Annotated in this window: 13 protein-coding genes; 7 read left to right on the forward strand and 6 right to left on the reverse strand. The window is 69.3% G+C overall.

Annotated features, from left to right (window positions below; translation table 11 throughout):
• Positions 1 to 19: 19 nt before the first annotated feature.
• Complete coding sequence (locus ACIHAO_RS22925; RefSeq protein ID WP_125799995.1) at positions 20 to 526, forward strand: PaaI family thioesterase; 507 nt, start codon at positions 20 to 22, stop codon at positions 524 to 526.
• Here ACIHAO_RS22925 and ACIHAO_RS22930 read toward each other — a convergent pair.
• From ACIHAO_RS22930 to ACIHAO_RS22940, 3 genes are all read right to left on the reverse strand, one after another.
• Entirely contained in the window at positions 523 to 876 is a 354-nt protein-coding gene (locus ACIHAO_RS22930) for a nuclear transport factor 2 family protein (protein ID WP_396560846.1), read from the reverse strand. The two genes, ACIHAO_RS22925 and ACIHAO_RS22930, sit on opposite strands and share 4 nt — an antisense overlap.
• Before the next feature lie 58 nt (positions 877 to 934).
• Entirely contained in the window at positions 935 to 2,137 is a 1,203-nt protein-coding gene (locus ACIHAO_RS22935) for an ROK family protein (protein WP_125794958.1), read from the reverse strand.
• A 208-nt stretch (positions 2,138 to 2,345) separates the two neighbouring features.
• On the reverse strand, positions 2,346 to 3,074 hold the full coding sequence (locus tag ACIHAO_RS22940) for a zf-HC2 domain-containing protein (RefSeq protein WP_396560848.1): 729 nt from the start codon (positions 3,072 to 3,074) through the stop codon (positions 2,346 to 2,348).
• A 58-nt stretch (positions 3,075 to 3,132) separates the two neighbouring features.
• Here ACIHAO_RS22940 and sigC point away from each other — a divergent pair, with 58 nt between their 5' ends.
• From sigC to ACIHAO_RS22965, 5 genes are all read left to right on the forward strand, one after another.
• Entirely contained in the window at positions 3,133 to 3,702 is a 570-nt protein-coding gene (gene sigC, locus ACIHAO_RS22945) for an RNA polymerase sigma factor SigC (protein WP_125788601.1), read from the forward strand.
• A gap of 245 nt (positions 3,703 to 3,947) precedes the next feature.
• Entirely contained in the window at positions 3,948 to 6,194 is a 2,247-nt protein-coding gene (locus ACIHAO_RS22950; RefSeq protein ID WP_396560851.1) for a molybdopterin cofactor-binding domain-containing protein, read from the forward strand.
• 26 nt (positions 6,195 to 6,220) lie between these two features.
• Entirely contained in the window at positions 6,221 to 6,676 is a 456-nt protein-coding gene (locus ACIHAO_RS22955) for a (2Fe-2S)-binding protein (protein WP_073848534.1), read from the forward strand.
• Positions 6,677 to 6,816: 140 nt separating this feature from the next.
• Positions 6,817 to 8,058, forward strand: coding sequence for a PucR family transcriptional regulator (locus ACIHAO_RS22960; RefSeq protein WP_396560853.1), 1,242 nt, complete (start codon positions 6,817 to 6,819; stop codon positions 8,056 to 8,058).
• 9 nt (positions 8,059 to 8,067) lie between these two features.
• The gene (locus ACIHAO_RS22965) at positions 8,068 to 8,883 is read left to right on the forward strand and encodes an aldo/keto reductase (RefSeq protein ID WP_396560855.1); all 816 of its coding nucleotides are present in this window, start codon (positions 8,068 to 8,070) and stop codon (positions 8,881 to 8,883) included.
• Here ACIHAO_RS22965 and ACIHAO_RS22970 read toward each other — a convergent pair.
• Genes ACIHAO_RS22970 through ACIHAO_RS22980 form a run of 3 tightly spaced genes read right to left on the reverse strand, consistent with a single transcriptional unit; the run spans position 8,870 to position 11,667 of the window.
• The gene (locus tag ACIHAO_RS22970) at positions 8,870 to 9,616 is read right to left on the reverse strand and encodes a class I SAM-dependent methyltransferase (RefSeq protein WP_396560857.1); all 747 of its coding nucleotides are present in this window, start codon (positions 9,614 to 9,616) and stop codon (positions 8,870 to 8,872) included. The two genes, ACIHAO_RS22965 and ACIHAO_RS22970, sit on opposite strands and share 14 nt — an antisense overlap.
• Positions 9,617 to 9,665: 49 nt before the next feature.
• Positions 9,666 to 10,700 (reverse strand): L-glyceraldehyde 3-phosphate reductase, encoded by a 1,035-nt coding sequence (gene mgrA, locus ACIHAO_RS22975; protein ID WP_396560859.1) that lies wholly within the window; start codon positions 10,698 to 10,700, stop codon positions 9,666 to 9,668.
• Positions 10,701 to 10,710: 10 nt separating this feature from the next.
• Positions 10,711 to 11,667, reverse strand: a complete 957-nt coding sequence (locus tag ACIHAO_RS22980; RefSeq protein WP_396560861.1) for a helix-turn-helix transcriptional regulator — start codon at positions 11,665 to 11,667, stop codon at positions 10,711 to 10,713.
• Positions 11,668 to 11,729: 62 nt separating this feature from the next.
• Between ACIHAO_RS22980 and ACIHAO_RS22985 the strand changes: the two genes are divergently transcribed.
• The gene (locus ACIHAO_RS22985; RefSeq protein ID WP_396560863.1) at positions 11,730 to 13,169 is read left to right on the forward strand and encodes an MFS transporter; all 1,440 of its coding nucleotides are present in this window, start codon (positions 11,730 to 11,732) and stop codon (positions 13,167 to 13,169) included.
• Positions 13,170 to 13,171: the final 2 nt, after the last annotated feature.

Raw genomic sequence — 13,171 nt, forward strand, 5'->3', positions numbered from 1 at the left:
ATCGTCTTAGGAGGCAGGGATGACCATCGACGTCACCGGGCAGACCAGGCAGAAGACCGTGACCTGGCAGGATCCGCTGCCCACCGCCCGGCTCGGCCGGGAACTGTCCGGGCTCGACTACCTGACCGGTATCGCCGAGGGCCGGATCCCGCCACCGCCGATCTCGGCGCATTTCGGCATGCGCTGGGTGAGCGTGGCCGAAGGTGACGTCGTCCTCGCCGCGACGCCGGACGAGTCGCTGTACAACCCGATCGGGACCGTGCACGGCGGTGTCGCGGCGACCCTGCTGGATTCGGCGGTGGCCTGCGCGGTGCACTCGACCCTGCCCGCCGGCGTCGGGTACACCTCTGTCGAGCTGAAGGTGAACTACCTGCGCGCCATTTCCGGTTCGGTGGGGGAGATCCGCGCGCACGGCTGGGTCGTGAAGGCCGGTTCGCGCGTCGCGTTCGCCGAGGGCGACATCCGCGACGGGCAGGGCAAGGTGCTCGCGACCGCGTCGAGCACCTGCCTGATCATCAAGCCTTAGAACATCGCGGCGCCGGGCGGAACCGGCTGCTTGACGTCCCAGTGCTCCACGATGAGCCCGTCCTCCACGCGCACGATGTCGACGACGGCCGTGCCGAGCTTCTCGCCCGGCGAGACCACGTGCAGGTGCACGACGACGTGATCCTCGTCGGCGATCACGCGTTTCACGGAGACGTCGGCGCCGGTCATCGGTGAATTCCGCATCGCTTCGACGAAAGCGTCACGGCCGGAAGGGAAACCCGGGCTGTGCGTGACGAAATCCGGGTGCACGTTCGCGCCCGCGGCGGCGAAGTCCTTGCGTACGAACAGGTTCTCGAAGCAGTCGACGACGATCTTCTTGGCTGTGGTCATACGGGCATCGTTTCGCGCGGGTTCGCCGCCGTCGATTACCGCGAAGGTAAAGCCCTGCCTAGGCCGCGCCGACCTTGCGTTCGAAGACCAGGCCCTCGGCGGCGCGCAACCCGACGCTGATCGCGCCGGTCAGCACCCCGTCGTCGCCCAGTTCGCCCTGGACGACCGCGGGCACCAGGGGCGTGAACGCGCGCAGCGCGCGGTCGATCGGGTCGAGCAGCAGATCGGCCGCGGTGCCGATCCCGCCGCCGAGCACGATCAGTTCGGGGTCGATCACCGCCGCCACCGACGCCACGGTGTACGCGAGCCTGTCCGCCTCCGCCTCGACGGCGCGGAGGGCGAGTTCGTCGCCGTCGCGGGCGAGCCGGAAGACCTCGCGAGCCGACTTCGCCGTGCCGAGGCCGAGTTCGCGTGCGCCGCGGACGACGGACTGTGCCGCCGTCGCCTCTTCGAGGTGGCCGCGGACCGGCGGGGCGTCCTCACCTTCGCCCGGCGCGTCCGATTGGCCGTAGGGCAGGTAGCCGATTTCGCCTGCCGCGCCCGTCGCGCCGCGGAAGACCTGGCCGTCGACCATCACACCCATGCCGACACCGGTGCCGATGGTGATGCAGCCGAACACCGACGCGCCGCGCGCGGCACCGCGTTCCCATTCGCCGACGGCGGTGAGGTTCGCGTCGTTCTCGACCATGAGGTCCGGGCCCAGGACGGCTTCGAGTTCGTCGAGCAGACCGGCCTTGCCCCAGCCGGGCAGGTTCGGCGCGTGCCGGAAGCAGCGTTTCGCCGGATCCGCGACGCCGGGTGAGCCGAGGACCCGCACGACGATGTCGGTCTGGCTGAGCCCCGCCTCGCGCACCGTCGCCGCCGCGAGGGCACCCACCGCGCTGACGAGCGCGGTGCCCGAACGCGAGGTGTTCCGCTCGTCACGGCGGGCGACCACGGTGTGGCCGAGATCCGAGACGGCGACCCGCAGATGTTCGCGTCCGATGTCGACACCCAGCACGTATCCGGCCGTGGGATCCGCTTCGTAGAGGACTGCGGACCGGCCGGTGCCGGTCGAGGTGTGCCCGGTCGCCCTGGCGAGACCGGCCGCTTCGAGCGCCAGTAACGCTTGGCTCACCGTGGGTTTCGAAAGACCGGTGTCCTTGGCGACTTGGGGTCGCGTCGCCGGGCCGCTGCGGCGCAGGAGGTCCAGTACGGCGCGCTGATTGATCTTCCGCATCCCGGCGGGGGTGCCGACGGGCGGATTTTCTGCGCCAACCACGAGCTTCGCCTCCTGTCGAACCAAGGTGTTCCACCAAAGTTATCCGGGTCCGGCCCGAAATGGGCAAGAAGGTTTACATTCGGTGGTTCCCGGTGACGATAAACGTGCCGGCGCCGCGAATCGCGCACGCCGCGCGCGAAAACCCGGTGATTCACCCGGTATCCGGGCAGGTGCTCCCAGTGACCGGTAATGGTCTAGACCAGAAGGCTCACGCCACGTGGCGGCTCGCGGGACGCCGGAATCCCCTGTGCTGACGGGGCCGTTCGGGGACTTCGCCGGTCTCGTGGTCCGTTTCCGCGAGGGGGGAACCCGGACTGTCGGCCGTCGTCGCGGGACTGGGGCGGTTGCGCAGACGGTGCTGGCGGTTCACCACGAAGAGCAAAAGCAGTCCGGCGACGACCAGCCCGTGGGTGAGCACGCGTCCGGCGGTGACCTGTCCGGTGACGAGGTCGCCCGCCGACAACGCCAGGAGGAGCGCGACGAAACCGGTCAGCGCCGGTAGCTGCCCTGCCGCAGCCTTCGTGCGGACGGCCGCCCAGCCGAGTCCGACGCCGACGGCGAGGTTCCACGCGCTGCTTTCGTGGGAAAGGTGCCCGACCAGCGATTCCGTGCCGTGTCCCGCGCCGTGGTCGTCGACGCCCAGCAGCTGGGCGAAGGCGAGACCGAGCTGAGCGATCGCGACCATGGCGAGCGCGATCCTGGCGGGCCAGCCCTCTCTCGGCGGGGCGGGGGTGCGCTCGAGGATGACGGCGGTGAGGTCCGGGACCGGCGGGGCGGGCCGCAGCAGCATCGTGCGGTGCAGCCGCTCGGCGCGCGAGAGCCACGACCGGCAGGCGGCGCAGCCTGCCACGTGCCGGTCGACCACCTCGGGCGGGGCGGGTTCGGTTTCGCCGTCGAGCCGGGCCGACAGGGCCTCGCGGCAGGTCTCGCACTTCACGTCTCACTTGTCGGGCGCGGGCCTGCCCGGGTTCCCGGGACGCTGCTACGTTTCTCGTATGGCCGGGCCGCGCAACCACGACGACGAGCGGGTGACCGCGCTCGCCCTCGCCGCCGCCCGCGGAGACCGGCGGGCTCTCGAAGACTGGGTGCGCGCCACTCAGGCGGACGTCTGGCGCTTCGTGGCGCATCTCGCCGACGTCAGCGCCGCCGACGATCTCACCCAGGAGACGTACCTGCGCGCGTTCGGCAGCCTGCGCCGGTTCGCCGGCCGGTCCTCCTCGCGGACCTGGCTCCTGTCGATCGCGCGCCGGGTGGTCGTCGACCGTATCCGGGCGGCTTCGGCCCGTCCGAAGCTCGCCGATGTCGACTGGGAAGCCACCGCCGAGCGTCGCGGCGCTCGTCAGGCGGAGGGTGTCGCGGGGTTCGAAGACCTCGTGGAGCTGCGGATGCTGCTCGACGGGCTCGACCCGGAGCGGCGCGAGGTCCTCGTCCTCACTCAGGTGCTGGGCCTTTCGTACGCCGAGGCGGCCGAGATCTGCGGTTGCCCGGTCGGCACCGTGCGCTCGCGTATCGCGCGTGCCCGCGAAGACCTGCTCGAAGCGGGCCGGGAGCGCGACTCCATCTGACGCAATTCGTCATCTGGTTGCGGTAGTTGGTGACACGAACTATCGCAACCAGATGACGAATTGCGGTGTGCGCTGTGGCGCGCCACACATTCGGGGCGCTTCGCTGTCACCGCGTCACACAGATGGGCTGACCCGACTACTCCGCGTTGACTAGGCCGAATGCCGATGCCTAGCGTGTCGCCATCCGACCCCAGGCCGCGCGAGGGTCCCCGCCTTCTCCGCGCGCTCTCGAAGGGATCTTCCCGATGGCCAGTCCCACCACTGGAACCCCAGGCGAGACTCAGGACCCCGGCGGTCTCGGCCGCCGCCGGTTCCTGAGCTTCCTCGTCGCGGCGCCCACGCTCACGATCGCCACGAAGATCGGCATCGACGGCTTCGCACCCGAAGAGGCCGAAGCCGTCATCCCGACTCCGCCCGGCCCTGCCGAGATCCTCGACCTCGGCGACGTCCTCATCCTTTCGAACGCCCCCACCGCCAACCTTCTCGTCCTCGAAGTCCGCGAAGACGGCAGCGTCCGGCTGGAACTGCCCCGGACCGAGGTCGGCCAGGGCATCACCACGGCCAACGCGATGCTGGTCGCCGAGGAGATGGACCTGCCGCTCGACCGCGTCGACGTCGTGCTCTCCGATGCCCGCTCCGAACTGCTGTTCAACCAGCTGACCGGCGGTTCCAACACGATGCGTTCGCTCTATACCCCGGTGCGGATCGCGGCGGCCGCCGCGCGCGCCCGGCTGGTGGCGACGGCGGCTCGGCAATGGGGCGCCAAGGCCGATCGTCTGTCCACAAGGGACGGTGCGGTGATCGCGCCCGACGGTCGCCGCGCGGACTACGGCGCGCTGTCCAAGCCCGCCGCCCGTGCCGATCTGGGAAAGCTCACGGCGACCCCGAAGGCGGAGTCCGCGCACCGGCTCGTCGGCACGCCGCAATCGCGCAAGGACGCGCGCGCGATGGTCACCGGGCAGCTGAAGTACACGCTCGACCTGGACATCCCCGGCGCGAAACCGGCGATGGTCCGCCGCCCGCCGACGATCAACGGCACGGTCGAGAAGGTCAACAACGAGGCCGCCGTGCGCGCGATGCCCGGCATCATCGACATCGCCGTGATCAAGACCGGGGTCGCGGTGCTGGCGGAGACCTTCGGCCAGGCACTCGACGGTAAGAACGCCCTCGACGTCACCTGGAACGCCGGCACCGTCGACGGCGAGAACAACGCGACGATCAAGAAGAAGCTGCAAGCCGCGGCGCTGCCGTTCGTCGTGCCGCCGCTGCTGACCCAGTACGTCGACGGCGAATTCGATTTCGCCTTCGCCAGCCACGCGCCGCTGGAGACCAACTCCGCGGTCGCCGACGTCCGCGAGGACAGCGCGACCATCTGGTCCGGGATGAAGGTCCCGATCCTCGCGAAGCAGAACATCGCGCAGGAACTCGGACTGCCGGAGAACAAGGTCACCGTGCACGTCCAGCAGGCGGGCGGATCGTTCGGCCGCCGCCTGTTCTCCGACGGCGCGATCGAAGCCGCGCGGATCTCGAAGGCGATGAAGCGGCCGGTGCGGCTGATGTGGAGCCGTATCGACGACATGCGCCACGGCCGCGCCCGCGCCGCCAGTCACCACAAGATCCGCGCCACCTTCGCGCTCGGACAGGTGCTCACCTTCGAGCACCGCGTCGCCAGCGTGGAGACCGACTGGGGTCACGGGCTCGGCGAGGTCCTGACCGCCTTCGCCGCGCAACTGCCGGTCGGCGGAAACCTGAGCTTCGCGCAGACGGTGTTCCTGTTGACGGTGAAGTCGCCGTACAACTTCGGTGTCACCACTCAGCTGCTCAACGAGGTCCCGGTGGACTTCCACACCGGCGCGTGGCGGTCGGTGTACTCGTCGAGCACCCGCGGCGCGGAAGAGATCATGGTCGACGAGATCGCCGCGAAGCTCGGCAAGGATCCGGTGGCGTTCCGGCGGGAGTTCATCAAGGACGACCGGCAGCGTGCGGTCCTGGACAAGGTCGCCGAACTCGGCGAGTGGGGCAAGAAGATGCCCAAGGGTTTCGCGCAGGGTGTCGCCGTGCACGGCGAGTACAAGTCGTACACCGCCTGCCTGGTCGAACTCGACGGACGCGACCCGAAGAAGCCGCGCGTCACCAAGGCGACCATCGCGGTCGACGTCGGCAAGCCGATCAACCCTCGCGGGATCGAGGCGCAGATGCTCGGCGGCCTGACCGACGGCATCTCGACCACGCTGACCGCGGGGCTGCACATCGACAAGGGCCTTCCGCTCGAGGGCAGCTACTCGCAGTTCCACTACGCGCGGCAGAAGGACTCGCCGATGGACGTCAAGGTGTTCGTCATGCCGGAGACGGGCGAGATCGGCGGCGCCGGGGAGCTCGGCGTGCCGGCACCGGTCGGCGCGATCGGGAACGCCTATGCGCGGGCGACCGGCATCAAGCCGCGAAGCTTCCCGATTGACTTCCCGGTCGACTTCGAACCCTTCCCCCGCTGACTTTCCTTCCCCGCCAAGGAGTTCCGATGCCCAACTACACCTTCACGGTGAACGGGAAGACCGTCACCGTCGACGCGCCCGCGGATCTGCCCATGCTGTGGGCGCTGCGGGACAAACTCGGTGTCCGCGGCCCGAAGTACGGCTGCGGGATCAACGTCTGCAAGGCCTGCACCAGCCACCTCGACGGCGAGGCGTTCAACCCGTGCGTGACGCCGGTGTCCGACTGCTCGGGCAAGGACGTCACCACCATCGAAGGCCTCGCCGACGGCGATGACCTGCACCCGGTGCAGGAGGCTTGGCTGGAGCAGGACGTCGCGCAGTGCGGCTACTGCCAGCCGGGGCAGATCATGGCCGCGGTGGCGCTGCTGAAGAAGACGAAGAACCCGACCGACGCCGAGATCGACGCGATCCAGAACGTCTGCCGGTGCGGCACCTACTTCCGGATCCGCGAAGCCATCAAGAGCGCGGCCGCGAAGATGTGAATTCCCGCCGGTGCGGTGGAAATCCCTATTTCCCGCCGCACCGGCGGAGCCTTTCGGCTTCGACAGGCCACCTCCTGGCAAGTCGTGTTAGATGGCGTCCCCAGGGATTCGACGAGGAGTCCCTGCCCCGGAGGACGTCCATGCACTACCGAACTGTGCTCCGCGAAGGCTCGGCCGCCGTCGTCGCCGAATTGGCCTTCGAGGTCGAAAAACAGCTGCCGAGGCTCATCGAGAGCACCGTCGCCCAGATCCGCGCCGAGATGCCGGTGTACCGCGACGCGCAGTTCGTCACCCTCGCCGAACTGCGGACCTCGGTGCGGAACAACCTCGAGTTCGTCATGCGGACCCTGCGCGGCACCGAGGAGCCCGACCTCACGCAGGCGCGGGCGACCGGGCGCGCACGGGCGTTGCAGGGCGCGCCGCTGCCGGAACTGCTGCGGGCCTACCGGATCGGGCTCACCGAGGTGTGGGACCGGTTCGTCGAACTGACCGCTTCGGGTGAGCATCAGGACCTCCGCGGCCTCGTCGCCGCGACGTCGGCGATCTGGGCGCTGATCGACGACTACGCCGAGGCGCTGACGACGACGTATCGCGACACCACCGCCGAAGTCATGCTGGCGCACCAAAGCAGACGCTCCGCGTTGGTCGAGGCGCTGTTCGCCGGCGGCGCGGCCACCGAGGGCACACTGTGGGACATCGCGCGAGTGCTGGAACTCTCGCTCGACGGGACCTACGTGGTCGTCGCGGCGGAGACCCCGCGCGTCGGGCACGAACCGTTGCCCCAGATCGAAAACCGGCTCCGCGACCGGCAGCACGCGTCCGCCTGGCGGCTCACGCCGGACCTGCAGGTCGGGGTCGTGTCGATGCGGGATCCGTCGGCGTCGCAGCTGATCGTCGAGTTGCTGCGGGAGGACCAGATCGGCCGGATCGGGGTCAGCCCGGTGTTCACCGGCCTCGGCAACACCTCCCGCGCGCTGCACCTCGCCAGGGTCGCGCTCTCCAGCATGATGCCGGGGACGACGGGAATGGTGCAGTTCAACGAATCCCCGCTCGCCGGCCTCGTCGCCAGCGCGCCGGAGGCGTCGGTCCAGCTCGCGCATCACGTGCTGCGGCCGATCCTCGACCTGCCCGGTGACGACCGGAACGTGCTGCTGCTGACGTTGCGGGCGTGGTTCGAATGCCAGGGCTCCACGAAACTGACGTCGGAGCGGATGTTCTGTCACCCCAACACGATCCGGCACCGGTTGAAGCGGATCTCCGAGGAACTGGGCCGTTCGCTGACGGACCCGGCCGACATCGCCGAACTCGGCGCCGCCCTGCGCGCGCTCCACATGTTCCCGGACACCTCTCATCTGCCCTCGCCGAGGGATCCGCTGCGCTAGGTTCCCCGCATGAACGAATTCGCCATCGGCGGAGATCTGCCCGTGCACCGCCTCGGTTTCGGCGCCATGCGACTGCCGACCGAAGCGGGCCCCGCGCGTGAGGCGTCCATCGCCTTGGCGCGAAGGGCCGTGGAGCTCGGCATCACCCTGATCGACACCGCGCATCTGTACGGCGGCGGTGCCAACGAGGAACTCCTCGCGGAAGCGCTGTACCCGTACCCGGACGACCTGGTGGTCACCACCAAGGTCGGCGTCGTGCGGACCGGGGACGACTGGAAGTACGACGCACGGCCGGAATCGCTGCGGACGCAGGTCGACGACGGGTTGCGACGGTTGCGTGTCGAACGGATCGAGCTGCTGCAACTGCACCGTCTCGATCCGGACACCCCGCTGGCCGATCAGCTCGGCGCGCTGCGGGACCTGCGTGACGAAGGCAAGATCGGCCGGATCGGGCTCTCCGAGGTCACCGTGGACGAACTCGCGCGGGCACGGGAGTTCGTGGACATCGCGAGCGTGCAGAACCGCTACAGCCTCCTCGACCGCGAGTACGAGGCGGTGCTGGACGCGTGCGAGGCGGCCGGGATCGCTTTCCTGCCTTGGCGTCCGGTGCTCGGCGCCGCGTCGGAGGCCGGTTCCGTGCTCACCGCCGTCGCCGCGGAGCTGGGGGTGACCACGGCGCAGGTCGGGCTCGCGTGGCTGCTCGCCAGGTCACCGGTGATCCTGCCGATCCCGGGGACGGCGAACATCGCGCACCTGGAGGAGAACTTCGCCGCGGCGAAGGTCGAGTTGAGCACTGAGCAGCTGGAGCGGCTCACGACGGCTTGACGGCCTCCACGAGCACCCGCCGCGAGTGCGCGACGAACTTCCCGTCGGTCTCGATCATCCGATGGAGTTCCGCGAGCTTGTCGCGGTACTTCGCCACCTCGAACCCCGGCACGATCCAGATCACCTTCCGCAGGAAGTGCACCACGGCGGCGAGGTCGAAGAACTCCATCCGGAGTTTCGCCGGTTCGAGTCGCTCCACCCGCAGCCCGACGGCCTCCGCCTCGACGCGCAGCACGTCGGGTGTCCAGCCACCGTAGTCCTGCGGACCGAGGAAGAACTCCTTCAGTTCGCGGACGGTTCCGGCGCCGATCTGCTGCGACAGGAAGATCCCGCCCGGCCGCAGAACGCGCGCGATCTCCCGCCACGGGTTCGCGATCGGATGACGGCTGCTCACCACGTCGAACGACTCGTCGGGGAAGGGCAACGGCGCGTCGTACTCGGCCTCGATCACCTCGCCGCCCAAGGGCGCGAGGGTCTTCTTGGCGACCTCGACGTTCGGCGGCCAGCCTTCGGTCGCGGCCAGGACCGGCGGCGGTTTCGGGATGCCCGCGAGCACCTCGCCGCCGCCGGTCTGCAGGTCGAGCCCGGCGGACGCCGCCGCCATCCGCTCACCGAGCAGCCGCGAGTAGCCCCACGGCGGCCGTTCCTCCGTGGCCCGGCCTTCGAACCAGGAGAAGTCCCAGCCTTCGACCGGGACGGCCTCTCCCTCGGTGAGCAGCTCTTCGAAAGTCATGTCCGCAGTTTCGGCTCCCCGGCCGGATGGGGCAACGCGATTTCGGGTGCTATCCGGCGTCGGTCGAGCGCTTCCAGAGGTTGATGTCGGCCTCGGTGGCGTAGCGGTCGATCTCGGCCAGCTCCTCCTTGGTGAAGTGCAGGTTCTTCAACGCGCCGACGTTGTCCTCCAGCTGGGCGACGCTGCTCGCGCCGATCAGCACCGACGTCATCCGCGGGTCACGCAGGCCCCACGCGAGCGCGAGCTGCGCCAGCGTCTGCCCGCGCCGCCCGGCGATCTCGTTCAGCGCCCGGATCTTGCCGACGGTGTTCTCGGTGATCGTCTCCGGATTGAGCGACTTCCCTTGCGCCGCACGGGAATTCTCGGGAACGCCGTCGAGGTAGCGGCTGGTCAGCAGTCCCTGCGCCAGCGGCGAGAAGGCGATGCAGCCCGCGCCTTCGGTTTCGAGCGTGTCGAGCAGTTTGTCGCCTTCGAGCCAGCGGTTGAACATCGAGTACGACGGCTGGTGGATCAGCAGCGGAGTGCCCAGTTCGCGCAGGAGCCGCGCGGCCTCGGCGGTCTTCTCGGACGAGTACGACGAGATGCCGACGTACAGCGCGCGTCCGGAACGGACGGCGGTGTCGAGCGCGCCGACGGTCTCTTCGAGCGGCGTCTCGGGGTCGAACCGGTGCGAGTAGAAGATGTCGACGTAGTCCAGGCCCATCCGGCCGAGCGACTGGTCCAAAGAGGACAGCAGGTACTTGCGCGAACCCCATTCCCCGTACGGACCCGGCCACATGTCGTAGCCCGCCTTGGTCGAGATGACCAACTCGTCCCGGTACGGCTTGAAGTCCGAGGCCAGCAGCCTGCCGAAGTTCTCCTCGGCCGAACCGTAGGGCGGGCCGTAGTTGTTGGCGAGGTCGAAATGGGTGATGCCCAGGTCGAACGCGCGCCGCGCGATGTCCCGCTGGGTGCCCAGCGGCTTGTCGTCGCCGAAGTTGTGCCACAAGCCCAGCGAGATCGCGGGCAGCTTCAGGCCGCTGCGCCCGGTGCGGCGGTAGGGGATGCTCTCGTATCGGCCCTCGGCCGCGACATAGGTGCTCACCGGCCCGATGCTAGCCCGCCGAGGCCTGTGTGAAGAGGGTGGCGACGGCGCCCAGGTGATCTTTGAACGCCGAAGGGCTCTCGACCTCGAAGGGTGCCCCTATGGCGGCGAGGATCAGGACGGGCCAGTCGAAGGTGTCGACGTTCATCGTCAGACGGCAGGACGTCTCGTCGATCGCTTCGAGCGCGCCACCGATGTAGCGCACGGCCGCCTCGACCTCCGCTTTCGGCGCCTCGACCCGGACCACCAGTTCGTACGTGGTCGGCCGGGCCTTGATCTGGGCCTCGACGAATTTGACCGCGTCCCCGCCGGGGATCTCCCGTGGCCGGTAGCGGGCGCCGGTGGTGCGTGGCTCACTCAACCGGTCGACGCGGAAAGTGCGCCAGTCCACCCGGTCGAGGTCCCACGCCACCAGGTACCAGCGCCGTCCGAGTGAGACGAGCCGGTGCGGCTCGACCAGCCGCGCGGACTCCTCGCCGCCGCGCGCCGCGTAGTCGAACTTCAGCCGCTCGTCGTCCCGGCACGCCTGCGCGATCACCGTCAGGCTGGCCGCGTTGACGCGGGGACCCGTGACGGCCGCCGGCGTCGTGTACGCCTGGAGCGCGTCGACACGTCTGCGCAGCCGGGGCGGCATCACCTGGACGACTTTCGTCAGTGCCCGGACCGAGGTCTCCTCGATGCCCTCCACCGAACCGCCCGCCGCCGTCCGCAGGCCGACGGCGATCGCCACGGCCTCCTCGTCGTCCAGCAGCAGCGGGGGCATGACGGTGCCCGACCGCAGCTGGTAGCCGCCCGCGACGCCGCGGCTCGCGTTCACGGGATAGCCGAGCTCGCGCAGCCGTTCGACGTCGCGCCGCAGCGTTCGCTCGCTCACCTCGAGCTTGTCGCTCAGTTCGATTCCCGACCAGAAGCGGTGTGTCTGCAGCAGCGACAGCAGCCGCAGCATCCGCGCACTCGTATTCGCCATGAATCCAGGTTCGCTCCGATTCCGGTCAGAAAGTGGCCGGAATTGACTTTAGCGTTGTCCCCATGACGATGACACTGGACACCCCGAGCGGTGTGACCACGGAAAACGTGGAGAAGTCCTACCGCTGGCGCTGGCCCGCGCTGTTCGTGATCCTGACCGGCTCGGTGATGGAACTGCTCGACATGACGGTCACGAGCATCGCCGGTCCGGTCATGCGGGCCTCGCTCGGCGGCGGCACGGCGATGATCCAGTGGCTCGGCGTCGCCTACACCCTCGCGATGGTGTCCGGTCTGCTCACCGGCGGACGGCTCGGCGACATCTTCGGCCGCAAACGCATGTTCCTGATCGGCGCGACCGGCTTCGTCGTCGGCTCGCTGTTCTGCGCGATCGCGGTGAACCCCGAGATGATCATCACCGCCAGGGTGGTGCAGGGCCTGTTCGGCGCCGCGATGATCCCGCAGGGTCTCGGCATGATGAAGGAGATGTTCACCGGGAAGGAGCTTCAGTCCGCGTTCGGCATGTTCGGCCCGGTGATGGGGCTCGCCGCGGTCGGCGGCCCGATCCTCGCCGGCTGGCTGGTCGACGCCGATCTCTTCGGCACCGGCTGGCGGATGATCTTCCTGATCAACCTTCCGATCGGAGCGCTCGCCGTGCTGGCCGCGCTGAAGTTCCTTCCCGAGTCCCGCCCCGGCGGTTCGCTCACCCTCGACATCCCCGGCGCGCTGCTCGCCACGACCGGAGCGCTGCTGATCGTCTTCCCGCTGGTCCAGGGGCGCGAGTACGGCTGGCCGCTGTGGACGTTCGCGATGATGGCCGCCGCGCTCGTGGTGTTCGGCGTCTTCGCCTGGTTCGAGAAGCGCAAGAGCGGTCGCGGTGGTGACCCGCTGGTCGAACCCAGCCTGTTCCGCAAGCGCAGCTTCCTCGCCGGGATGGCGACCGGGACGATCTACTTCGCGGCGTTCTCCGGCTTCGGTCTCGTCTTCACGTTGTACCTGCAGCTCGGGCTCGGTTTCTCGCCGCTCAAGGCCGGGCTGACCGGGGTGCCGATGTCGCTGGGGATGATCGTCGGGATGGGCCTCGTGCAGGTGGTGCGCAAGCACGGCCGCAAGGTGCTGCACACCGGCGCGCTGATCATGACCGCGGGCGTGATCGGTCTGCTCCTGCTCCTCGGCCCGGAAACCGGTCCGTGGCTGATCGCCCCCGCGTTGCTGGTGGTCGGGATCGGATCCGGGCTGATCATGGGACCGTACTTCGAAATCGCGCTGTCCGGGGTGGAGCCGTCGGAGGCCGGATCGGCGTCGGGCGCGCTGACCTCGCTCCAGCAGGTCGGCGGCGCGCTGGGGATGGCGCTGCTGGGCACGGTGTTCTTCGACGCCGGGACCGCCGACCCGACCGACGCCGCGCAGCGGACGTTCTGGGTGGTCGCGGTGATGGTGGTGCTCACGTTCGCGGTCGGGTTCCTGCTGCCCAAGCGGATCCGCGACGTAGAGTCGGCCGGGTAGGC

The sequence above is a fragment of the Amycolatopsis sp. NPDC052450 genome (genome assembly GCF_044547565.1).
Taxonomy (GTDB): Bacteria; Actinomycetota; Actinomycetes; order Mycobacteriales; family Pseudonocardiaceae; genus Amycolatopsis.

Coding starts and splice junctions, on each gene's coding strand:
- ACIHAO_RS22925 (WP_125799995.1), top strand. CDS start 20: ATGACCATCGACGTCACCGGGCAGACCAGGCAGAAGACCGTGACCTGG.
- ACIHAO_RS22930 (WP_396560846.1), bottom strand. CDS start 876: ATGACCACAGCCAAGAAGATCGTCGTCGACTGCTTCGAGAACCTGTTC.
- sigC (WP_125788601.1), top strand. CDS start 3,133: ATGGCCGGGCCGCGCAACCACGACGACGAGCGGGTGACCGCGCTCGCC.
- ACIHAO_RS22950 (WP_396560851.1), top strand. CDS start 3,948: ATGGCCAGTCCCACCACTGGAACCCCAGGCGAGACTCAGGACCCCGGC.
- ACIHAO_RS22955 (WP_073848534.1), top strand. CDS start 6,221: ATGCCCAACTACACCTTCACGGTGAACGGGAAGACCGTCACCGTCGAC.
- ACIHAO_RS22960 (WP_396560853.1), top strand. CDS start 6,817: ATGCACTACCGAACTGTGCTCCGCGAAGGCTCGGCCGCCGTCGTCGCC.
- ACIHAO_RS22965 (WP_396560855.1), top strand. CDS start 8,068: ATGAACGAATTCGCCATCGGCGGAGATCTGCCCGTGCACCGCCTCGGT.
- ACIHAO_RS22970 (WP_396560857.1), bottom strand. CDS start 9,616: ATGACTTTCGAAGAGCTGCTCACCGAGGGAGAGGCCGTCCCGGTCGAA.
- ACIHAO_RS22980 (WP_396560861.1), bottom strand. CDS start 11,667: ATGGCGAATACGAGTGCGCGGATGCTGCGGCTGCTGTCGCTGCTGCAG.
- ACIHAO_RS22985 (WP_396560863.1), top strand. CDS start 11,730: ATGACGATGACACTGGACACCCCGAGCGGTGTGACCACGGAAAACGTG.